At 63.8% G+C, this 22,316-nt stretch carries 21 protein-coding genes; 10 read left to right on the top strand and 11 right to left on the bottom strand.

From position 1 onward, the window contains the following. Nucleotides 1–5: 5 nt before the first annotated feature. The 8 genes from BTHE68_RS13345 to mgrA form a co-directional block, all read right to left on the bottom strand. Entirely contained in the window at nt 6–806 is an 801-nt protein-coding gene (locus tag BTHE68_RS13345) for an FAD binding domain-containing protein (RefSeq protein ID WP_162066691.1), read from the bottom strand. 11 nt (nt 807–817) lie between these two features. Further along, nucleotides 818–3,199 (bottom strand): xanthine dehydrogenase family protein molybdopterin-binding subunit, encoded by a 2,382-nt coding sequence (locus BTHE68_RS13340; protein ID WP_162066690.1) that lies wholly within the window; start codon nt 3,197–3,199, stop codon nt 818–820. Nucleotides 3,200–3,310: 111 nt separating this feature from the next. Then, nucleotides 3,311–3,787 carry a (2Fe-2S)-binding protein gene (locus tag BTHE68_RS13335; protein WP_162066689.1) on the bottom strand — a complete coding sequence of 159 codons (477 nt, stop codon included), beginning with the start codon at nt 3,785–3,787 and terminating at the stop codon, nt 3,311–3,313. A 230-nt stretch (nt 3,788–4,017) separates the two neighbouring features. Continuing rightward, a complete protein-coding gene (gene bcaP, locus BTHE68_RS13330) occupies nt 4,018–5,460 on the bottom strand; it encodes a branched-chain amino acid transporter BcaP (RefSeq protein ID WP_162066688.1) in 1,443 nt (480 codons plus the stop codon). Between the two features lie 157 nt (nt 5,461–5,617). Further along, nucleotides 5,618–6,271, bottom strand: coding sequence for a response regulator transcription factor RqpR (gene rqpR, locus BTHE68_RS13325; protein ID WP_162066687.1), 654 nt, complete (start codon nt 6,269–6,271; stop codon nt 5,618–5,620). An 11-nt stretch (nt 6,272–6,282) separates the two neighbouring features. Beyond that, the gene (locus tag BTHE68_RS13320) at nt 6,283–7,137 is read right to left on the bottom strand and encodes a sensor histidine kinase (RefSeq protein WP_162066686.1); all 855 of its coding nucleotides are present in this window, start codon (nt 7,135–7,137) and stop codon (nt 6,283–6,285) included. A 343-nt stretch (nt 7,138–7,480) separates the two neighbouring features. After that, nucleotides 7,481–8,251, bottom strand: a complete 771-nt coding sequence (locus BTHE68_RS13315) for a ferredoxin--NADP reductase (protein WP_162066685.1) — start codon at nt 8,249–8,251, stop codon at nt 7,481–7,483. 491 nt (nt 8,252–8,742) lie between these two features. Beyond that, the gene (mgrA, locus tag BTHE68_RS13310; RefSeq protein ID WP_162066684.1) at nt 8,743–9,786 is read right to left on the bottom strand and encodes an L-glyceraldehyde 3-phosphate reductase; all 1,044 of its coding nucleotides are present in this window, start codon (nt 9,784–9,786) and stop codon (nt 8,743–8,745) included. Nucleotides 9,787–10,018: 232 nt separating this feature from the next. On the opposite strand from mgrA, the gene BTHE68_RS13305 reads away from it, so the two are divergent. Together BTHE68_RS13305 and BTHE68_RS13300 are read left to right on the top strand one after the other, a co-directional pair. Next, nucleotides 10,019–10,816 carry a mechanosensitive ion channel family protein gene (locus BTHE68_RS13305; protein ID WP_162066683.1) on the top strand — a complete coding sequence of 266 codons (798 nt, stop codon included), beginning with the start codon at nt 10,019–10,021 and terminating at the stop codon, nt 10,814–10,816. 59 nt (nt 10,817–10,875) lie between these two features. After that, nucleotides 10,876–11,079: a DUF3185 family protein gene (locus tag BTHE68_RS13300; RefSeq protein WP_162066682.1), complete on the top strand. Its 204-nt coding sequence runs from the start codon at nt 10,876–10,878 to the stop codon at nt 11,077–11,079. A 10-nt stretch (nt 11,080–11,089) separates the two neighbouring features. Here the strand turns inward: BTHE68_RS13300 and BTHE68_RS13295 are convergent, their stop codons facing one another. Then, nucleotides 11,090–11,866, bottom strand: coding sequence for a phytanoyl-CoA dioxygenase family protein (locus BTHE68_RS13295; RefSeq protein ID WP_162066681.1), 777 nt, complete (start codon nt 11,864–11,866; stop codon nt 11,090–11,092). Between the two features lie 310 nt (nt 11,867–12,176). On the opposite strand from BTHE68_RS13295, the gene BTHE68_RS13290 reads away from it, so the two are divergent. Further along, complete coding sequence (locus BTHE68_RS13290; RefSeq protein WP_174258016.1) at nt 12,177–12,527, top strand: hypothetical protein; 351 nt, start codon at nt 12,177–12,179, stop codon at nt 12,525–12,527. A 7-nt stretch (nt 12,528–12,534) separates the two neighbouring features. Here the strand turns inward: BTHE68_RS13290 and BTHE68_RS13285 are convergent, their stop codons facing one another. Together BTHE68_RS13285 and metK are read right to left on the bottom strand one after the other, a co-directional pair. Beyond that, nucleotides 12,535–13,626 (bottom strand): alkene reductase, encoded by a 1,092-nt coding sequence (locus BTHE68_RS13285; RefSeq protein WP_162066680.1) that lies wholly within the window; start codon nt 13,624–13,626, stop codon nt 12,535–12,537. Between the two features lie 124 nt (nt 13,627–13,750). Next, nucleotides 13,751–14,938, bottom strand: a complete 1,188-nt coding sequence (metK, locus tag BTHE68_RS13280) for a methionine adenosyltransferase (protein WP_162066679.1) — start codon at nt 14,936–14,938, stop codon at nt 13,751–13,753. A 275-nt stretch (nt 14,939–15,213) separates the two neighbouring features. On the opposite strand from metK, the gene BTHE68_RS13275 reads away from it, so the two are divergent. The 7 genes from BTHE68_RS13275 (at nt 15,214) to dksA (ending at nt 22,119) form a co-directional block, all read left to right on the top strand. Beyond that, a complete protein-coding gene (locus tag BTHE68_RS13275) occupies nt 15,214–16,098 on the top strand; it encodes a lipid A biosynthesis lauroyl acyltransferase (protein ID WP_162066678.1) in 885 nt (294 codons plus the stop codon). A 50-nt stretch (nt 16,099–16,148) separates the two neighbouring features. Continuing rightward, complete coding sequence (gene dapF / locus BTHE68_RS13270) at nt 16,149–17,021, top strand: diaminopimelate epimerase (protein WP_162066677.1); 873 nt, start codon at nt 16,149–16,151, stop codon at nt 17,019–17,021. A 15-nt stretch (nt 17,022–17,036) separates the two neighbouring features. Next, on the top strand, nt 17,037–17,756 hold the full coding sequence (locus BTHE68_RS13265; protein WP_162066676.1) for a DUF484 family protein: 720 nt from the start codon (nt 17,037–17,039) through the stop codon (nt 17,754–17,756). Between the two features lie 2 nt (nt 17,757–17,758). Continuing rightward, entirely contained in the window at nt 17,759–18,694 is a 936-nt protein-coding gene (gene xerC / locus BTHE68_RS13260) for a tyrosine recombinase XerC (protein WP_162066675.1), read from the top strand. 37 nt (nt 18,695–18,731) lie between these two features. Next, nucleotides 18,732–19,931 carry a class I SAM-dependent rRNA methyltransferase gene (locus BTHE68_RS13255; RefSeq protein ID WP_162066674.1) on the top strand — a complete coding sequence of 400 codons (1,200 nt, stop codon included), beginning with the start codon at nt 18,732–18,734 and terminating at the stop codon, nt 19,929–19,931. A 137-nt stretch (nt 19,932–20,068) separates the two neighbouring features. Then, a complete protein-coding gene (locus BTHE68_RS13250) occupies nt 20,069–21,133 on the top strand; it encodes a CobW family GTP-binding protein (RefSeq protein WP_162066673.1) in 1,065 nt (354 codons plus the stop codon). Between the two features lie 569 nt (nt 21,134–21,702). Continuing rightward, nucleotides 21,703–22,119, top strand: a complete 417-nt coding sequence (gene dksA / locus BTHE68_RS13245; RefSeq protein ID WP_062267568.1) for an RNA polymerase-binding protein DksA — start codon at nt 21,703–21,705, stop codon at nt 22,117–22,119. The last annotated feature ends 197 nt before the right edge of the window (nt 22,120–22,316 follow it).

Here is a 22,316-nt window from a genome sequence, read left to right as displayed (position 1 = left end):
CGCGATCAGAACGACATCGCGCGCTCGATCGCGCGTCCTGTGAGCACCGGAATCAGATGCGCGCGGTACGCGGCGCTCGCGTGCATGTCGTCGTTCAACTGGTCGGGCGAAATCGTCACGCCGCGCGCCGACGCGACCGAGAAGTCCTTCGACAACGCCGCTTCCAGTTCGGCCGGACGAAACACCGAAGAAGCCGCGCCCGTCACGCCGACGCGCACGCCATCCTTGAACTTCGCGACGAATACGCCGACCAGCGCGAAGTGCGACGCCGGATTGCGAAACTTCTCGTAGCCCGCGCGTTCGGCGAGCGGGAACTCCACTGCCGTGATGAGTTCATCGGGTTCGAGCGCGGTCTGGTACATGTCGACGAAGAAATCGTCCGCCGCGATGCGCCTTCTATCCGTCACGACCGTCGCGTTGAGCGCGAGCACGGCGGACGGATAACACGCCGCCGGATCGTCGTTGGCGAGCGAGCCGCCGATGGTGCCGCGCTCGCGCACCTGCCGGTCGCCGATACGGCTCGCGAGATCCGCGAGGCCCGGCAGCGCGCGCTTCACATCGGCGTTCGATGCGACCTGCGCGTGACACACCGCGCCGCCGATGGTGAGCGTGTCGCCGGCGAGCGTGACGCTTTTCATCGATGCGACGCGTGTCACGTCGATCAGCTTCGATGGCTGCGCGAGGCGCAGGCGCATCGTCGGCAAGAGGCTCTGGCCGCCCGCGAGGAACTTGGCGTCGGCGTCGCCGGAAAGCGCTGCGACCGCCGCCTTCGCTTCACCCAGACGCTCATATTCGAATGTGTACATGGCCGGTCTCCTCAGGCGTGTTGGGCGTTGTGCATCGCGGTCCAGACGCGATGCGGCGTGGCGGGCATCTGCAGATCCTTCACGCCGAGGGGGCTGAGCGCATCGAGAATCGCGTTGATGACGGCGGGCGGCGAGCCGATCGCGCCCGCTTCGCCGCAGCCCTTCACGCCGAGCGGATTGTGCGTGCACGGCGTGCCCTTCGCGGTTTCGACCGTGAAGTTCGGCAGGTCGATCGCGTGCGGCATCGCGTAATCCATGAACGAGCCGGAGAGCAACTGGCCGGTGCTGTTGTCGTATACGCAGCGTTCGAGCATCGCCTGACCGATGCCCTGCCCCAGCCCGCCGTGCACCTGACCTTCGACGATCATCGGGTTGATCACGTTGCCGAAGTCATCGACGGCCGTGAACTTCTGGATGCGCGTCTCGCCCGTGTCCTGATCCACCTCGACTTCGCACACATACGCGCCCGACGGATACGTGAAGTTGGTCGGATCGTAGAACGCGTTCTCGTTGAGGCCCGGCTCCATGGTTTCGAGCGGGAAGTTGTGCGGCACGTAAGCGGCGAGCGATACATCGACGAAGGTCTTCGTGCGGTCCGTGCCCGCGACGCGGAACACGCCGTTCTTGAACTCGATGTCCTCCGCCGCCGCTTCGAGCAGATGCGCGGCGATCTTCTTCGCCTTGGCCTCGACCTTGTCGAGCGCCTTCATGATCGCCGAGCCGCCGACCGAAATCGAACGCGAGCCATACGTGCCCATGCCGAACGGAATGCGCCCGGTATCGCCGTGAATGACTTCGATGTTCTCGATCGCGATGCCGAGCCGGTCCGCGACGACTTGCGCGAAGGTCGTTTCGTGCCCTTGCCCGTGGCTGTGCGAGCCGGTGAAGACGGTGACCGAGCCGGTCGGATGCACGCGCACTTCGCCCGCCTCGAACAGGCCCGCACGCGCGCCCAGCGCCCCCGCGACATTCGACGGCGCGAGCCCACACGCCTCGATGTAGCACGAGTAACCGATGCCGCGCAGCTTGCCGCTCTTCTTCGATTCTTCCTTGCGCGCCGCGAACCCTTTCACGTCGGCGAGTTCGAGCGCGCGGTTCAGGCACGCGTCGTAATCGCCGGTGTCGTAGGTGAGACCGACCGGCGTCGCATAAGGAAACTCGCGGATGAAGTTGCGCCGGCGCAGTTCGACCGGATCGATGTTCAGCTCGCGCGCCGCCGTTTCGACGAGGCGCTCGACGACGTAGGTTGCTTCCGGACGGCCCGCACCGCGATACGCATCGACGGGCACCGTGTTCGTGAACACCGCTTTCACTTCCGCATAGATCGCGGGCGTCGTGTACTGGCCGGCGAGCAGCGTCGCGTAGAGCACGGTCGGAATCGACGATGCGAACGTCGACAGATACGCGCCCATGTTCGCCGTCGTATGCACGCGCATGCCGATGAACTTGCCGTCCTTGTCGAGCGCGAGTTCGGCCTTGGTGACGTGATCGCGGCCATGCGCGTCGGAGAGGAATGCTTCGGAGCGCTCCGCCGTCCACTTGATCGGCCGCCCGACTTTCTTCGACGCCCACGTCAGCGCGACATCCTCCGGATACAGAAAGATCTTCGAGCCGAAGCCGCCGCCCACGTCCGGCGCGATCACGCGCAGCTTCGATTCCGGCAGCGACAGCACGAACGCCGCCATCAGCAGACGCTCGACGTGCGGATTCTGATTCGCGACGTACACCGTGTAGCTCTCGTCGTGCTTCGAATAGCTCGCGTTCACGGCGCGCGGCTCGATCGCGTTCGGCACGAGGCGCTGGTTCACGATATCGAGCGTGGTCACGTGCGCGGCCTGCGCGAAAGCGGCGTCGGTCTTCGCCTTGTCGCCGTGGCCCCAGTTGTAGCAGACGTTGTTCGGCACGCTGTCGTGCACGAGCGACTGACCGGCATCCGATGCGCTCCCGGTATCGACGGTCGCGGGAAGTTCGTCGTAATCCACCTCGATCAGTTCGAGCGCGTCTTTCGCCTCCTTCACCGATTCCGCGACGACCAGCGCGACCTGATCGCCCACATGCAGCACCTTGTCGTGCGCGATGACGGGATGCGGCGGCTCGTGCATCGGCGAGCCGTCGGTGCTGTGGATGAGCCAGCCGCACGGCAGGCCGCCGACGTTCTCGCCCGCCATGTCCTTACCGGTGAAGATGCCGATCACGCCCGGCGACTGCTTCGCGGCTTCAATATCGATGCGCGCGATCTTCGCGTGCGCGTGCGGCGAACGCAGGAAGACGCCGAAGCTCTGCTGCGGCAGGACGACGTCGTCGGTGTACTGGCCCGCGCCCGTCAGAAAGCGGTAATCTTCCTTGCGTTTAACGCCGGCGCCGATCAATTTCTGTTGCTCAGGGGCATTCATCGCGGTCTCCTTGCGCCCAGAGTTGGCGCTTTAGCGCCTTACTCAGGGCCCACGCAGGGCGAGAAAGGCGCGATTCATCGTTTCGAATGGAAGGGGCGCAACGCGCGCGTATCAGGCGCTGGTTTTCATGGCCTGCGCGCCCTGGAGAACCGCTTTGACGATGTTGTGATAGCCCGTACAGCGGCACAGGTTGCCGTCGAGCTGCTCGCGCACTTCTTCTTCGGAGAGATTGGGCGATTGCGCGGCCAGCGCGCTCGCGCTCATCACCATGCCCGGCGTGCAGAAACCGCACTGAAGGCCGTGACATTCCTTGAACGCCGCCTGCATCGGATGAAGCTGGCCGTCTTTCGCCATGCCTTCGATGGTCGTCACTTCCATGCCGTCTGCCTGCGCGGCGAGGATGTTGCAAGACTTGATCGCGCGGCCATCGAGATGAACCGTGCACGCGCCGCACTGCGCGGTGTCGCAGCCGATATGCGTGCCGGTGAGTCTGAGTTGATCGCGGAGAAACTGGACGAGCAGAAGATGCGGTTCGACGGTGGCGGTCACAGGTTTCCCGTTGACCGTCAGGCTGATGCTGAGCGCCATTTCACTGTCTCCTTGGTGAGGACGGTCCAGCTTCACGCCGTTGCACCTGCCTTACTGCCGCCGTGAGCGTTCAGCTGGGTTTGGTGTTATCTGTTTGTAGCAGCGAGTAAAACATAATTCCGCGCACGTCGCCATCCGCGCGAACGCCCGTCCCAAATTTGCGCGCGTTGGGTCTTTAAACGCAAAAGCGCCGCCTCTCGGGCGGCGCTTTTTACTCGCGATGACGACGCTCAGTGCGTCACGGTTTCACGTTGCTTCGCGTTGCCTGCACGCGCCTCGATCGACGCGCGCCCGAGCACCGAGTTGCGGCGCGAATACAGGAAGTAGATCGCGAGGCCGATCACGAGCCACACCCCGAACGCGATCCACGTCATCGCCTGAAGATTGATCATCAGGAACAGGCACGACGCCACCGCAAGAACCGGCACCACCGGCACGCCCGGGCAACGGAACGCGCGCGGCAGATCGGGATGCGTGCGGCGCAGGATCAGCACGGCGATCGACACCATCGAGAACGCGGCCAGCGTGCCGATGTTGATCAGTTCCGCGAGCACGTTGAGCGGCACGAGCGCGCCGATCAGGCCGAAGAAAATGCCGACGAGCCAGGTCGTCAGGAACGGCGTCGCGAAACGCGGATGCACGCTCGAAAGGCGCTTGGGCAGCAGACCGTCACGCGACATCGCGTAGATGATGCGCGTCTGGCCGTAGCTCATCACCAGAATCACGGTGAGCATGCCGAGCACCGCGCCGAGGTCGATGAAGCCCGCGACCCAGTTCTGTCCCGCCACCTGCAGCGCGAACGACACCGGATGCGGATTGTTCGCGAACTGCGCCGCCGGCACGATGCCCGTCACGACCGCCGCGACCGCGACGTACAGCACCGCGCACACCGCGAGCGACGAGATGATGCCGATCGGCAGATCGCGCTTCGGATTCTTCACTTCCTCCGCCGCCGACGACACGGAATCGAAGCCGATGAACGCGAAGAACATCACCGCCGCGGCGCCGAACACGCCGGACCAGCCGTTCGGCATGAACGGATGCCAGTTCGCCGGCTTGACATGGAACACGCCGACCGCGATCACGAGCAGCACGACGGTCACCTTGATCGCGACCATGAGGTTGTTCACGCGCGTCGATTCCTTCACGCCGACCGACAGCAGCGACGTGATCGCCATCATCACGAGAAACGCGGGCAGGTTGAAGAAGGTGACGTGGCCCGGCAGCGCGCCGGGCGCGGCGGTGAGCGCCATCGGCAGGGAAACGCCGAAGCCCGACAGCAGCGATTGCAGATAGCCCGACCAGCCGACCGACACCGCGGAAGTCGCGAGCCCGTATTCGAGCATCAGGTCCCAGCCGATGATCCACGCGGCGAGTTCGCCGAGTGTGGCGTACGAATAGGTGTAGATGGAACCGGCGACAGGAATGGTCGACGAGAATTCGGCGTAGGCGAGGGCGGCGAAACAGCACGCGATCGCCGCGACGAGGAACGAGATCATGAGCGCCGGGCCGGCCTGCACGGCGCCGGTGCCGGTCAGCACGAAAATCCCCGTGCCGATGATGGCCCCGATGCCGAGAAAGGTCAGATCGAGGGCGCCGAGCGTCTTCTTGAGCGACGTGCTGTGCGCGCCGGCCAGCATGTGCTCGATATTTTTCTTGCGGAACAACGACATTGCGGTGAGTCTCCTTCTGGCGCGTGCGGGCGCCCCTGATGCGGGAAAACCCGACATTTTATCGGAGACTCGATGATTGCCCATTGACCGGGCACGTGACGCATTCTTGCGGCGAATTGTTACGATCCACTCTTTTTTATCCTGAACAGGATAAAAATTACCCCGCGATCGCCGGATTCATGTCGACCAGGCGATTGCTCATCACGTAGAACGTGAGCTCGGCGTTGTTGGCGAGCTTCATTTTCTCCAGCAACCGCGCGCGATAAACACTCACGGTTTTAACTGAAAGAGATAAAGCGTTCGCGATGTCGGTCAGCCGCTTGCCCGATGCCAGCATGCACAGCGTCTGATACTCGCGGTCAGAAAGGTTTTCGTGCGGCATCCGGTCCGAGTCGAGCGACACGTAAGTTGCGAGCGCCTCGGCCATTTCCGGACTGACGTACTTGCGCCCCGCCGCGACCTGCTGAATCGCCCCGATCATCAGCGCCGGGTCCGCCGTCTTCGACAGATAGCCCGACGCGCCCGCCTTCAAGGCACGCACCGCGTATTGGTCCTCGCGATACATCGAGAACATCAGCACCGGAAGCCGCGGCGTTTCGCGTTTCAGACGCTTCAGCAGGTCGATTCCGTTGACATCGGGCAGAGAGATGTCGAGCAGCGCAACGTCGAGCGGACGGCGCGCGGCGAGCGCGAGCGCCTGCATGCCCGTTTCGGCTTCCGACACCTCCGACGCCACGCCGCGCTCGACGAGCAATTGCGCGACACCGCGGCGCACGATGGCGTGATCGTCGGCGAGCAGGATCCTGAGCATCGCGTGCCGCCTCAGGCGCTCAGCGCGAACAGGCCGGGACGCGCCGCGGTCCACGGCAGACGGGCGCGCACGCAGGTTCCCGCTGGCTTCGTCGCCGCGACGCGCAAGCTGCCGCCGAGCGCCTCGCAGCGCGCGCGCATGCCGGACAGACCGAAGCGCCCGCTCTTGCGGCGCGCGGCCGCGCTGATGCCGACGCCATCGTCCACAATGCTCAGCACCACGCCTTGCGCGTCGAGCAAAATGGTCACGCGGGCATGCGCGGCGCGCGCGTGACGCGCGACATTGCCGAGCGCTTCCTGCATGAGCCGAAAGAGCGCGAGCGACATATCGTGCGACATGCGGTCGAGCCGCGCATCGCCGGGGCAGGAAAAGTCGACGGCGATCGCCGTGCGCGCCCCGAAGCTCGCGACCCAGCCGGCGAGCGTGGCGGCGAAGTTCGCATCGAGCTTCGGCGTCTGCAATCCTTCGACGATGCGATGACTCGCCTCGCAGACTTCGGCGAGCGCGGCGCGCGCCTGATGCAGCGCATCGCCGAGCGTGGCGGGCGCATCGGCAGGCAGCCAGTGGCCGGCGCGCGCGAGCGCGAGGTTGGCGACGGTGAGCGCCGCGCCGGTTTCGTCGTGAAAGTCCTGCGCGAGCGCCTGGCGCGCGCGCTCTTCCGTTGCGGCGAGCAGCGCGGCGAGTTCCTGGACGCGGGCGTTGAGGCGCTGAATCTGTCGATCGCCCTTGAGCTTGGCGTCGATCAGCGCGGAGTAGGGTGAGGCAAATGGCGCGCCGGCACATTCCAGCGCCGGTGCGGAGACCCCGCGCAGCGGGGCGCGGCGAATCGGGCTCTCATCGAGCGTGATCGTGGCCGACGAATTCATTCACTGTCCTCGCTATGAGCGCAACTGGAGCTACGTCCTCGGCCAGCACACGAGCGGCGTAACTGAATTTACACTCTGTAACATCGGTGACGGACTGCGCAACGAAGCGCGTCGTCTCGGCGTAAACGGATCATATCTCAAAAATATTATAAATCCATGTCCGACAAGGCTTGGACGGACGAACTTCATGTCATTTGCCAAGTTTGGCGCACACAATGCGTAGGAAAAACACCTACTGACGACGCCTGATTTGTAACAGCGCGGCTTTTCGCCACGTTTTCAGCGGGCGAAAAAAAACCGGAGCGCGCGGCTCCGGTTTTCGCGGGCGGGACGTCGTACCGGCTCAGCCGACGAACGCCTTCTCCACGACATAGTGGCCCGGATGGTTGTTGCTGCCTTCCTGGAAGCCCATCGAATCGAGCAATTCGCGGGTGTCGCGCAGCATGTGCGGGCTGCCGCAAAGCATCACGCGGTCGTTTTCAACCGAGAACGGCTCGACCGAAAGATCCGCGAACAGCTTCTTCGTCTCGATCAGATCGGTGATGCGGCCGCGATTCGCGAATTCCTCGCGCGTGACCGTCGGGTAGTAGACGAGCTTCTCGGCGACGATTTCGCCGATATGCTCGTGCGCCGGCAAGTGCTCGGTGATGAAATCCTTGTACGCGAGTTCGTCGACGAAACGGCAGGTATGCGTCAGCACGATCTTCTCGTAGCGGTCGTAGACGTCCGGGTCCTTGATGATCGACATGAACGGCGCGAGGCCCGTGCCGGTCGAGAGGAGCCACAGCGTCTTGCCGGGCAGCAGGTTGTCGGCGACGAGCGTGCCTGTCGGCTTCTTGCCGATCAGCACGGAATCGCCCACTTTCAAATGTTGCAGGCGCGAGGTGAGCGGGCCGTCGGGAACCTTGATGCTCAAAAATTCGAGGTGCTCTTCATAGTTCGCGCTCGCGAGGCTGTAGGCGCGCAGCAGCGGCTTGCCATCGACTTCGAGGCCGACCATCGTGAACTGGCCGTTCTCGAAGCGGAACGAGCTGTCGCGGGTGCAGGTGAAACTGAAAAGCGTGTCGGTCCAGTGGTGGACGCTCAGAACGGTTTGAGAATTAAGGTTGCTCATGGCTTCTTGAACTGTGCTCTAACTGTGCGATAGCGGGTGACGCTCCGACGCTCGCGACTGATCTGCGGCCGGCGTCGAAAACAAGGCGCGCTACGAGGGCGCTGCGCTGCCTGAAAAGGACGATCGAACGGTGACGGCCGCGGCTTGAACTTCAGGCCGATTCAAAACCGGCCCGGAGCCGCGATTCGAAGACAGCGATTCACGCTGCGCCTTGCGTGAACATCGCGCAAAAACCAGACAGCCCGGCGCAATCGGCTATTTTAACCCGATAGTCGTTTCGCGGTCCGAACGTCGATACGGCGACAAAGGCGCGCACGCGCGCCTCGTGGGCGAACGTGCGTGCTGAAGACATGCGCTTTCGGCGGGCTGCGCGGGCCGGCGGCCCGAATCAGCGGCGACCTCGATCACTGCCGAAAAGCTGCCGAGCCCGCATGATAGCAATGGTTCCCGCGCGTATCTCGAAATACCCTTCTGGCGAAAGGTGCGACGCGTCAGATGCGCTGATCCGTCGAAGGCTTTTCCCACAGGTTGACGCCGCCGTCCTGCGCGTGCTGATCGATTTCCGCGAGCTCTTCCTTGGTGAAATCGAGGTTCTTCAGCGCGCCGACGTTTTCCGCGACCTGTTCCGCGCGGCTCGCGCCGATCAGCACCGACGTCACCCGCTCACCACGCAGCGCCCATGCGAGCGCCATCTGCGCGAGGCTCTGGCCGCGCTTCTGGGCGAGTTCGTTGAGCTTGCGCACATGCGCGAGGTTCGCGTCGCTCAGATGCTCCTGCTTGAGCGAGCCTCCGCCCGGCTTGTTGACGCGCGCATCCTGCGGCACGCCGCTCAGGTATTTGCTCGTCAGAAGGCCTTGCGCGAGCGGCGTAAACGCGATGCTGCCCGCGCCGACCTCGTCGAGCGTGTCGAGCAGGTCCTCTTCGATCCAGCGATTCAGCATGTTGTACGAAGGCTGATGGATCAGGAGCGGCACCTTGTGTTCGGCGAGCAGCTTCGCCATTTCGCGCGTCTTGCCCGCCGAATACGACGAAATGCCGACATATAGCGCCTTGCCCGAGTGCACGGCGGTCGCGAGCGCGCCGGCGGTTTCTTCCAGCGGCGTGTCGGCGTCGAAGCGATGCGAGTAGAAGATATCGACGTAATCGAGGCCCATGCGCTTCAGGCTCTGGTCGAGACTGGCGAGCACGTACTTGCACGAGCCGCCGCCCTGGCCGTACGGACCGGGCCACATGTCCCAGCCGGCTTTCGACGAGATCAGCAGTTCGTCGCGATACGGCCGGAAATCATCCTTGAAGATGCGGCCGAAATTGGTCTCCGCGCTGCCGTACGGCGGGCCGTAGTTGTTCGCGAGATCGAAATGGGTGACGCCGAGATCGAACGCGGTGCGCAGGATGTCGCGTTGCGTGGAGATCGGCGTGTCATCGCCGAAGTTGTGCCACAAACCCAGCGACAGCGCGGGCAGCTTCAACCCGCTCCTGCCGCAGGTGCGGTATTGCATCTGCGTATATCGCTCGGACGCTGCTTGATAGGTCATGACGGATTTCCTCTGCGGATTGCGAATTGAACGGACTTGCGAAAGACGCCGGACGGTGCGACGCGGCGGGCGCGCGGCGCTCAGCCAAGGGCGTCAATGGTAAGCCAATCGGGGCGCGGCGCGCACGGCACGCGCCGCCGTCCCGCTATTCGGCACCGGCCGAATGGCCGGCACGGGAACGTTCGCGCCCGAACCCGGACCAATGCAGATTCCGTTTCGAGGAGCTTGACCCATGGATTCGATCGACAGACTGCGCCCCGCCTACGATTCCTTCACCGCGATCGCCGTGACCTACGGCATCGACATCGTATTGGCGATTTTGATTCTCGCGGTGGGCTGGTGGATTTCCAACACCGTCGCGAACGCGCTGCGCCGCACGCTCGGGCGCACCAACGTGGACGCCACCCTCACGCCGGTGCTCGCCAGCCTGGCGATGTGGGCGATCCGCGTGATCGCCATCGTGGCGGCGCTCGGCAAGTTCGGCATTGCCGCGGCCAGCATCCTGACCGTGCTCGGCGCCGCCGGCCTGGCCATCGGTCTCGCGCTGCAGGGCACGCTGCAGAACATCGCGGCCGGCCTGATGCTGTTGCTGCTGCGGCCGTTTCGCGTCGGCGACTATATCGAGGGTGTCGGTACGACGGCGGGTACCGTCAACGAGATCGGGCTCTTCACGACGCGTCTCACGAAAGCCGACGGCATCGTCATGTTCGTGCCGAACAGCCTGATCTGGGCGAACGCCATCACCAACTACAGCGCGAACGATCGCCGGCGCGTCGTTATCAATTTTCAGGCGCAGCATGGGCTGCAGGTCGAACAGGTGCTCGGCGAGTTGCGCCGGCTGATGAGCGAAGATCAGCGCATCGTGCAGGACGGGCCTTCCGCGCCGTGGGTCGCGGTCACCGATTACACCGATACCGGCGTCAAGTACAACCTCGGCGCGTGGACGACCCGCAGCGACCATCAGTACGTGATGGCCGATCTGCTGCGCAAGATTCAGCCGTATACGCGCGAACAGGCGGTGGCCGCCTGACTGGACGCGTTCGCGCGGAGCGAATAAGCTGACGCGCCCTGACAGACGAGACACACGAGATGACCCGAGCGATTTCCATTGCGCTGCTTGTCGGCGGCGTCGTGCTGCTGTATTTCGGCGGCACGTCATTCCATTCGCTCTCCAACGACGTCGCGCGCTTCTTCACGGGCTCGCCCACGAACAAGACCATCTGGCTGATCGCGGGCGGCATCGTCGCATCGCTCGCCGGGCTGATCGGCCTCACGATGCCGTCGAAGCGCTGACCGTCAGACGTCAGACGAGCGGCACTTCCGGCTTCGACGCCGAGCGCGTGCCGGGCAGCGCCGCGTTGCTTGCGCCGCGATACGTGAACACGAGCGAGAACTTCACCTGATCGGAGAGGTTCTTGCCGGCCGAATGCAGCGTGTTGCAATGGAAGAACACGACATCGCCCGGTTCGAGTTCGGGCGATACCGCCGTGCGGATCAGCGCCGCGTTTTCGGGCAGATCGGAGCGGAAGAATTTGGCGTCGTCGAAACGCTCGGACGTGAACGGCAGCTTGTGCGATGTCGGCACGAACCAGAGCGCGCCGTTATCGACCGTTTCGTGGCCGAGCGCGACCCACGCGGATACGAGATCGTCGCGCTCGAACGCCCAGTAGCGCACATCTCGATGCCAGCCCGTCAGGCTGCCGTACGCCGGGTGCTTCGTCATCATGCAGTTGTGATGCGCGCGCGAAAGATAGGGCGTCTCGCCGAAATACAGCTCCATCCAGCCGCGCACCTCGGGCGACGTCGCGAACTCCGCGAAGAGCGGATGGCGCGCGTAGGCGTCGAGCAGGCGGCGCACCGTGTGCCCGCCGGGCGCGTCTTTCGAATCGGGCGCGCCGGGATATTTCAGATCGGCTTCGAATTCCACGGGCGCGGCGGCCTGCGCGAGCTGCTGTCGCGCGACCTCGCGCATCGCGTCGCGCCGCTCCTGCGAAACCAGCCCTTTCACGATCACGTAGCCCTTTTCGCGCAGCTCGTGAACCTGTTCTTTTTTCGATTTCAACGCGTTTTGTTCAGACATTTCAGTTCTTGGTCCTGCCGCTTTCGAATGAATCATGCCGGCGACGCTATATCCGGAATCGGGGCGAATACAGCGATTGTAAATCCGGCGTCGCGCAAAGGCCCGCGCCACAACGTATTGCTGGTTATTTATCAGCAGGCGCTTCATAAATCGGCAGGGAAAACGCGGACTTACCCGGGTAATAAAGGTCTTGTACATTGGCCGCATCAATTCGGTGCAACTTGGCGAACGCCTTTGAATCGAATCCTTGAACGCTATTTTTGAGACGACTATCGTCGAGTTTGCTTCCACGCATCCGACCTCCCCCGACATGAACCACCGTATTGCTATCGGCCTTTCGCGTGTTGCCTCGCGCGCCGCGCGTCCTGCCCGCCGCGGCATGATCCGCGCGCTGCGTCATCACTCCACCCGCAGCCAGTTGCTCGCCGAGCAACTGAAAAATGTGCATCCGGTCGACGGCATCCGGTCATGGTTCCGTGGTTTCTTCTTCAATCTGCGTGTGCGTGCGGCGTCACGTCGCGTGTCGCTGCGCGCCTTGTTGCGCCGTCCGGTGCAGTTGCGCGCGCCGTCGCCGAAACCGAAGGCCGCTGCGCAAACGAGCCGCCGTCCGCGCAGACTGTCCACGAGCAGCGCGGGCTGGTACGCGTTCGCCGCGCGTTGAGCGCGCTTCATCGGCGTTGCGTATCGTCCGCCGCCGGATAGTCCGTATAGCCCGCCTCGCCGCCGCCTTGAAGCGTCGACGGATCGGCTTCGGCAAGCGCAAGATTCGCCTGCATGCGCTCCACCAGATCAGGATTCGCAACGAACGCGCGGCCGAACGCCACGGCATCGGCGTCGCCGCGCTCGATGAGCGCATTCGCTTCCCCGGGCCCGCAATCGGCCGTCGCGATGATCGCACCGTCGCAGGCTTCGCGCAGGACGTGGCGAAGCGAGTCGTCGGCATCGGCGAGTTGCACGTACGCAATGCCGATGCGCTTCAGTTCCCCCGCCAGATGCGATAGCGACGCCAGCGCTTCGGCATCCTCGATACCGGCGCCGGTGAATCCCGGCGAAAGCCGGATGCCGACGCGATGCGCGCCGACCACGCCCGCCACCACGTTCAATACATCGACGACGATCCGCACCCGGTTTTCGACGCTGCCGCCGTAGTCATCGGTGCGCCGGTTCGTGCCGGTCGCGATGAACTGATGCAGCAGGCAACCGTTCGCGGCGTCGATCTCGATCAGGTCGAAGCCGGCACGATCGGCGCGGTGCGCAGCGTCGACATACTGCAGCACGACGCCCGCGATCTCATCGGTGTCGAGCGGGCGCGGATCATCGGCGTCGATGAAGCCTGTCGTACCGTCATCGTGCTGAACCAACACCGTCGCACCGCACGCACGAATCGCGGACGGCGCGACGGGCGGCGCCCCCGCTTCCTGCAAGCGCCGATGCGACACGCGCCCCGCATGCGACAGCAACGCCGCGATGCGTCCGTGCCGCGCATGCACCGCGCCGACGACGCCCTTCCAGCCCGCTTCCTGCGCCACCGTGTAAATGCCGGGCGTGGCCCAGCCGCCCTGGCCTTGCCGTGAAATCTGCGTGGGCTCGGTGACGATCAGCCCGGCGCTCGCGCGCTGCGCGTAATAGTGGGCGTTCATTTCGGATGGAACGTCGCCGGGCTGCGACGCGCGATGACGCGCGAGCGGCGCCATCACGATGCGATTCGGCAGTTCGAGCTTGCCGATGGTGACGGGTGAAAAAAGCGTGTCGTGCGGCATGGCGACTCCGCGAATGTCTGGTCTTGCCGTTCAGACATTCCGCAAGAAACGCGCCGCGCAGACGCAAAAAAGCCGGCAAGCGCAATGCTTGCCGGCTTCTGTCCTGCCCGTTCAGACGATGGCTTTACGCCACGCTTGCGACCGGTTCAGTGCCAGCCGCTTCGGCCAGCGCCAGTGCCTTGTCGGCGATTTCCCACGTGAATTCCGGCTCTTCGCGGCCGAAGTGGCCGTATGCCGCCGTCTTTTCGTAGATCGGGCGCAGCAGGTCGAGCATCTGGATGATGCCCTTCGGACGCAGGTCGAAGTGCTCCTGCACGAGCTTCGTGATCTCGGCATCCGACACGCGACCCGTGCCGAACGTGTTGACCATGACCGAAGTCGGGCGTGCGACGCCGATCGCGTACGAAACCTGAATCAGCGCGCGCGATGCCAGACCCGCCGCGACGATATTCTTCGCGACATAACGGCCCGCGTAGGCCGCCGAACGGTCCACCTTCGACGGGTCCTTGCCCGAGAACGCGCCGCCGCCGTGCGGAGCCGCGCCGCCGTAGGTATCGACGATGATCTTGCGGCCCGTCAGACCGCAATCGCCCTGCGGACCGCCGATGACGAAACGGCCCGTCGGGTTCACCAGGAACTTGATGTCGCCATTGATGAGTTCCTTCGGCAGCGTCGGCTTGATCACTTCCTCGATCACCGCTTCGCGCAGTTGCGGCAGATCGATGTCCGGCGAATGCTGCGTGGAGAGCACGACGGTGTCGATGGAATGCGCGCGGCCATCGACATAACGCACGGTGACCTGCGACTTCGCATCCGGACGCAGCCACGGCAGACGGCCGTCGCGGCGCAGGTTCGCCTGACGCTCGACGAGACGGTGCGACAGGTGAATCGGCAGCGGCATGAGTTCGGGCGTTTCGTCGCACGCGTAACCGAACATCAGGCCCTGGTCGCCGGCACCTTGATCGAGGTTGTCGTCATGCGCCTTGTTCACGCCTTGCGCGATATCCGGCGATTGCTTGTCGTACGCGACGAGCACCGCGCAGCCGCGATAATCGATGCCGAAATCAGTGTTGTCGTAGCCGATGCGCTTGATGGTGTCCCGCGCGACCTGGATGTAATCGACGTTGGCGGTGGTCGTGATTTCGCCCGCGAGGACGACGAGACCGGTGTTGCAGAGCGTTTCCGCCGCGACGCGCGAATATTTGTCCTGCGACAGGATGGCGTCGAGGATGGCGTCGGAGATTTGATCGGCGACCTTGTCGGGGTGGCCTTCGGAAACGGATTCGGAAGTAAAGAGATAGTCGTTCGACACGCTTCAGACTCCATTTGAGTACGATTGATATTCACGTAGCCGTCTTCGTCTGGAGTCTGAAGCGGCGACGCTTTAGCGGATGTCTTTCCGGGCCGGCTTCTTCTCGAAACATAAGAAGACTCCGACTCGCTTCGCCCCGCAAGTTGTCCATTAACTCGGCGAAGGTTCTATTATACCGGTTTCCCTTGTTTTCACAGAGCCGAACGCTTGTCGCAATCCGCCACGCATCAAACATCCGCTCATCGCGGCCGACCGTCCGCACGCTGGAGCCGCTCATGCTAGGGCGCATCGGCGTGGCGCTCGCCATCGGCTTTCTCAAGTTCCTGGCGCTCATCCCTTACGGCATCACGGCGCGTTTCGGCGATGCCCTCGGCTGGCTGCTCTATCAGATTCCGAGCCGCCGCAGACGCATCGTCCATACGAATCTGAAGCTGTGCTTTCCTGAGTGGTCCGACGAAAAACGCGAGGACATCGCGCAGAAGCACTTCCGGCACGCGATCCGCAGCTACGTGGAGCGCAGCGTGCAATGGTTCGGCTCGGCGAAAAAGCTCGAAAAGCTGATCGAAGTCGACAGCGCCGTCGATCTCACCGATCCCGACCTCCCGCCCACGCTCTTTCTCGGGCTGCATTTCGTCGGTATCGAGGCGGGCTCGATCTTTCTCAATTACTCGCTGCATCGGCGCTGCGGTTCGTTGTATCAGCCGTTCTCGAATCCGCAGATCGAGGAACTCGCGAAAACGCAGCGCGCCCGCTTCGGCGCCGACATGGCGAGCCGCGCCGACAGCGCGCGCATCGTGCTGCGCTGGCTGCGCGATCGCAAGCCGGTGATGCTCGGCGCGGACATGGACTACGGCATGCGCAACTCCACGTTCGTGCCGTTCTTCGGCATCCCCACGTGCACGCTGACGGCCGTCGGCCGGCTCGCGAAGACGGGCAAGGCGCAGGTCGTGCCGTTCATCGGCGAGGTGTTGCCGGACTACAAGGGTTATCGGCTGAAGATCTTCAAGCCGTGGGACGACTACCCGACCGGCGACGACGAAGCCGACGCGCGCCGCATGAACGCGTTTCTGGAAGAGCAGATTCCGCGCATGCCGGAGCAATATTACTGGGTGCACAAGCGCTTCAAGACCCGGCCGCCGGGCGAGCCGGGATTCTATTGAAGCGTGAGGGGCGCGAAACGCCGCTGCGCGGGTCACATACAATAGCCGCCATGAAACTCAAATTCACCAAGATGCAGGGCGCGGGCAACGACTTCGTCGTGCTCGACGGCTACACGCAGCCGCTCGCTCTCACCGCCGGGCAGGTGCGCGCACTCGCGAACCGCCATTTCGGCGTGGGCGCGGATCAGTTGCTGCTCGTCGAAAAGCCGACGATCGACGGTGTCGACTTCAAATACCGCATCTTCAATTGCGATGGCGGCGAGGTCGAGCATTGCGGCAACGGCGCGCGCTGCTTCGTGAAGTTCGTGCGCGACCGGCGCCTGACGGACGCCTCAACCGTGCGCGTGCAGGTGCAGAACGGCGTCATCACGCTGACGATGCAGGAGAACGGCGAAGTCGTCGTCGACATGAGCACGCCGGTGTTCGATCCTCTGCACGTGCCGTTCGACGCGGTCGGCCTCGTAGGCCGCCGGCAAGGCAACGACACGCTCTGGCCGCTCGACCTGAACGGTGAAACGCGCTGGATTTCCGCCGTGTCGATGGGCAATCCGCACGCGGTGCAGATCGTCGAGGATGTCGAGGCGTATCCGGTCTTGACCGAAGGCCCGCTCGTCGAGCGTCACGCGCGCTTTCCGAAGCGCGTGAACGCGGGCTTCATGCAGATCGTCGATCGTCATTCGGTGAAGCTGCGCGTCTTCGAGCGCGGCGCGGGCGAAACGCTCGCGTGCGGCACGGGCGCGTGCGCGGCGGTGGCCGCGGGCATCCGGCGCGGTCTGCTCGACTCGCCGGTGCGCGTGAAGACGCACGGCGGCACGCTCACGATCAGCTGGGACGGCGCGCGCGACGAATCCGCCGCACTGCTCATGGCCGGGCCCGCCGCGACCGTTTTCGAAGGCGAGATCGAGCTCGATCGCATTGATTAACGCAACCAGGTCATCATGAATCCACGCGAAGTCGCCGACTACCTGCTCGCCAACCCCGATTTCTTCGTCGAGCATGCGGAACTGCTCGGCACCATCCGGCTTTCGAATCCGCACGGCAAGGCGGCCGTGTCGCTGCAGGAACGCCAGATGGAAATGCTGCGCGACAAGAACAAGCAACTGGAGCGGCGTCTCGCCGAACTGCTGCGCTACGGCCACGAGAACGACAGCATCTCGACCAAGTTCAATCGCTGGACCGTGCGCGTGATTTCCCAGCGCGACCCGTACGCGTTGCCCGCGACCATCAGCACAGGCCTGTGCGAAGTCTTCGACGTGCCGCACGCCGCGCTGCGCGTGTGGGATATCGACGAAGCGTATCGGCAGGCGGATTTCGCGCGCCAGGTCGGCGAGGAAGTACGCATCTTCACGAGCAGCCTCTCCGCGCCGTACTGCGGCGCGAACACGGGCTTCGCGGCGGCGCAGTGGCTCGGCGCGGCGAACTCGGCATCGGTGACGGTCGCGCCCAGCGACGGCCCGCCCGATACCGACCGCAAGATCGAATCCGTCTCGCTGATCGCCCTGCGCGACCCGCAGGGCGGTCCGGACGCACCGAGCTTCGGCCTGCTCGTAATGGGCTCGCCCGATCCGCGCCGTTTCCACGACGGCATGGCGACGGACTTCCTCACGCACATCGGCGCGCTGGCGAGCGCGGCGCTGTCGCGCTTGCTGCCGCACTGAACATGAACGCCGCCGCGCCCTCGGAAAATGCGATCGCCGACTATCTTGCGATGCTGGAGCACCAGCGGCATCTCTCCGAGCATACGCTGCGCGGCTACACGCATGAGCTGGGCGAACTGCGCGCGCTCGCCAAAGACCGTCCGCTCGAGTCGCTGACCCCCGCGGATATTCGCGGCGCAGTCGTGCGGGCGCACGCCGGCGGGCTGTCATCGCGCTCCATTGCGCATCGGCTGTCGGCGTGGCGCGCGTTCTATCGATGGCTCGCCGAGCGCGTCGAGATGCCCGCGAATCCTGTCGCGACCGTGCGTGCGCCGAAACGCGAAAAGACGCTGCCGAAGGCGCTTTCCGTCGACGACGCCATGGCGCTCATGGACGCGCCGCAAGCCGGCACGACCGAAGCGCTGCGCGATCACGCGATGCTCGAACTGTTCTATTCGTCGGGCTTGCGGCTCGCGGAACTCGTCGGGCTTGACGTGCGTTTCGTCGATAACAGCGAATACACGTCGCAAGGCTGGATCGATCTCGACAGCGCGGAAGTCACGGTGCTGGGCAAAGGCAAGCGCATGCGCAAGGTGCCCGTCGGCCGCAAGGCGATCGACGCTTTGCGCGCGTGGATCGAAGTGCGCGGCGAATTCGTCAAGCTCGATCCGCACGCGCTCTTCGTCTCGGTGCGCGGCAACCGCATGTCGCCGGGCGTGGTGCGCGAGCGCGTGAAGCGTCTCGCGTTGCAGGCGGGCATTCCGTCGAACGTGCATCCGCACGTGTTGCGGCACTCGTTCGCCACCCACGTCCTGCAATCGAGCGGCGACCTGCGCGCGGTGCAGGAACTGCTCGGCCATGCGAGCATCACGGCCACGCAGGTGTATACGTCGCTCGATTTTCAGCATCTGGCCCGCGTCTACGATGCGGCGCATCCGCGCGCAAAGAAGCGCGATTGACCCCGACGGCGCCTCGCGCGCCGCTTTCATCACCGCAATGAACACCATCACGCTCAAGCCGTCGAAGGACAGATCGCTCGTTCGCCGCCATCCGTGGGTCTATGCGAACGCGATCGCGCGCATCGACGGCGATCCCGCGCCCGGCGCGACGGTCGTCGTGCGCGCGGCGGACGGACGCTTTCTCGCGCGCGCGTCGTACAGCCCGCATTCGCAGATCCGCGCGCGCGTGTGGAGCTTCGACGAAAGCGAGCCGGTCGATCACGCGTTCTTCAAGCGCCGCGTGCAGCGCGCGGTGGCGCTCCGGCAGACGATGGTGAAGGACACGGGCGCGACGCGTCTCATCTTCGGCGAGGCGGACGGCTTGCCGGGCCTGATCGTCGATTACTACGTCGCCGACGACCAGCCGCGCGCGCAGCTCGTCTGCCAGTTCATGGCGACGGGCGTCGAAGCGTGGAAAGCGGTCATCGTGCATGCGCTGATCGACGCGACCGGCTGTCCGGACGTCTACGAGCGCTCGGACGTTTCGATCCGTCAGAAAGAAGGACTGGAGCAGACCACCGGCGTGCTCGCCGGCGACGCGCCGCCCGACACGCTCATTACGAACGAATGCGGCGTGCGCCATCACGTCGATGTGCGCAACGGCCATAAGACGGGCTTCTACGTCGATCAGCGCGATAACCGCGTGCTCGTCGCGCAGCACGCGACAGGCCGCGAAGTCTTGAACTGCTTCTGCTATACGGGCGGCTTTTCGCTGGCGGCGCTCAAGGGCGGCGCGACGCGCGTGGTATCCGTCGATTCGTCCGGCGAAGCGCTCGCGCTCGCGCGCGAAAACGTGAAGGCGAACGGCTTCGACGCCGACAAGGCCGAATGGCTCGACGCCGATGCCTTCAAGACGCTGCGCCGTCTCTACGACGAAGGCCGGCGGTTCGACCTGATCGTGCTCGATCCGCCGAAGTTCGCGCCATCGAAGGAAACGGTGGATCGCGCCGCGCGCGCGTACAAGGACATCAACCTGAGCGGATTCAAGCTGCTGCGCCCGGGCGGGCTGCTTTTCACCTATTCGTGCTCGGGAGCGATCGATTCCGGCCTGTTTCAGAAGATCGTCGCGGATGCGGCGGCGGATGCGCGCGTCGATGCGCGCATTCTCAAGCGCCTGGGCGCGGGCGTCGATCATCCGCTGCTGACGGCGTTTCCGGAAGGCGAGTACCTGAAAGGGCTGCTGTTGCAAATCGCCTGATCGCCCCAACGTAGCCGCAATTCGCGCCCCGCCCAAGGCCGCGCGCGGCGCTGGCTTGACAAATATGTTTCAATAATCGATTCAGCGCGGTTCCAAGACACAGACGACCGAACACAGACAAGGACACAGGCGACACCATGATTCCCGTAACCATCCTGACCGGCTTTCTGGGCAGCGGCAAAACCACGCTGCTCAAGCGCATCCTGAACGAGCAGCACGGCATGAAGATCGCCGTGATCGAGAACGAGTTCGGCGAAGAGAACATCGACAACGAAATTCTCGTGCAGGAAACGAACGAGCAGATCATCCAGATGAGCAACGGCTGCATCTGCTGCACGATCCGTGGCGATCTGGCGCGCGCGCTCGAAGACCTCGCGAACCGCAAGAAGGCGGGCACGCTCGATTTCGACCGCGTCGTGATCGAAACCACCGGCCTCGCGAATCCGGGTCCGGTCGCGCAGACGTTCTTCATGGACAACACCGTCGCCGACGAATTCCTGCTCGACGCGATCATCACGCTGGTCGACGCGAAGCACGCGAACGCGCAGCTCGATCAGCACGAAGTGGTGCAGCGGCAAGTCGGTTTCGCGGATCGCCTGTTCGTCACGAAGTCCGATCTCGTCTCCGCCGACGAACTCGAATCGCTCAAGCATCGCCTGCTGCACATGAACCCGCGCGCGGCCGTCAGGATCGTCAATTTCGGCGATGCCGACATCAAGGAAATCTTCGATCTGCGCGGCTTCAATCTGAATTCGAAGCTCGAGATCGATCCCGACTTCCTTGCGGAAGACGATCACGACCATGACCACGCGCATGATCACGATCATTCGACCTGCGGTCACGATCACAGCCACGATCACGATCACGAGCACGGGCATCATCACCATCACGCGCATCACGACGACAAGATCAAGTCGTTCGTCTACCGCAGCGACAAGCCGTTCGATCCGAACCGGCTCGAAGACTTCCTCGGCGGCATCCTGCAGATCTATGGCGAGCGCCTGCTGCGCTACAAGGGCGTGCTCTATATGAAGGGCGTCGATCGCAAGGTCGTGTTCCAGGGCGTGCATCAGATGATGGGCAGCGACCTCGCCGGCAAATGGATGCCGATCGAAAAGAAAAACAGCAAGATGGTGTTCATCGGCATCGAGCTGCCGAAGGATCTGATCACCGACGGACTCGACGCCTGTCTCGTGAAGTAATCCGGCACGCATCTCGCTTGAATCTTGCGATTCACGCGGGGCGGAACCGGAGCGCTGAAATGAAAACGCCGCTGCGAGTGACTCGCGGGCGGCGTTTTTCATGAGCGACTTTCGATGCGGGTATGTAGTCGCGACCACCAACCGACATCGCTTTTTGCACGTCCAGGCGTTATATTTTTGAAATTCCGGCGTGATTTGACAGGGTTTTCCTCGTTATCGTCGGAAATTGCGGTTCAGTTACAATACAGCCCCACTGGAGAAGGGCAGTTCCGCTGGATGCGCGTCTTTCAGGCGCACGCTCGGCGGAAGTCAGGAGAAGGGATGTCCCGTCGGGACGATGCCTCGATTTGCCGGGGGAAGGCAAATCAAGTCAAAGCACCGGGGCCGGAAATCCAGGGCACATGCAAATGCGCCCGTCGTCATCCGGAGCATCATCCAATATCGGTTTCCAGAGGAGTTCGGCCCCGCATCGACGCGTCGCGTAGCCCCAAGCGTACCGATGCGCTGCATGCGGGCAACGCAAGTGCGGGCGTTGCGAAGACATCGCCTTACATTGAAGAAGCAAGCAGATGACAACGAAACTCTTGACCGAAGCCGAAATCCTGAAGATGAGCGAGAAGGACTACATGAACGAGGATCAACTCGCCTTCTTCAAGAACCGGCTCGAGCAGTTGCAAGCGGACATTCTGAAGAATGCCGGCCAGACGACCGAAAATCTGCGGGAAACGGTGATCGTGCCGGACCCGGCGGATCGCGCGACCATCGAGGAAGAGCATGCACTGGAACTGCGCACGCGCGACCGCGAACGCAAGCTTCTGAAGAAGGTGCAGCAATCGCTCGCGCGCATCGACTCCGGCGATTACGGCTGGTGCGAAGAGACCGGCGAACCGATCGGCATTCCGCGTCTGATCGCGCGCCCGACGGCCACGCTGTCGCTCGAAGCGCAGGAACGCCGCGAACTGCGTCAGAAGCTGTTCGGCGACTGAAATAGCTGCCGGCAGGCGATTATCGCGGGACCGCCCCGCCACGGGGAAAACGCCGCCGCAAAAAGTTGCGCTAGAGCAGGGAAATCAGTAAAAAAGGGCACCCATCGACGGGGTGCCTTTTTTTACTTTCAGGCGAGCAAAAACGCGGCACGTCGATGTCGAAAGTCTTGATAAATCCGCCAGCGCCCTAAAATGAG

This window comes from Burkholderia sp. THE68, assembly GCF_009938265.1.
Classification (GTDB): domain Bacteria; phylum Pseudomonadota; class Gammaproteobacteria; order Burkholderiales; family Burkholderiaceae; genus Caballeronia.
The sequence above is the reverse complement of the archived record's forward strand: the minus strand, read 5'-3'. Positions and strand labels throughout refer to the sequence as shown.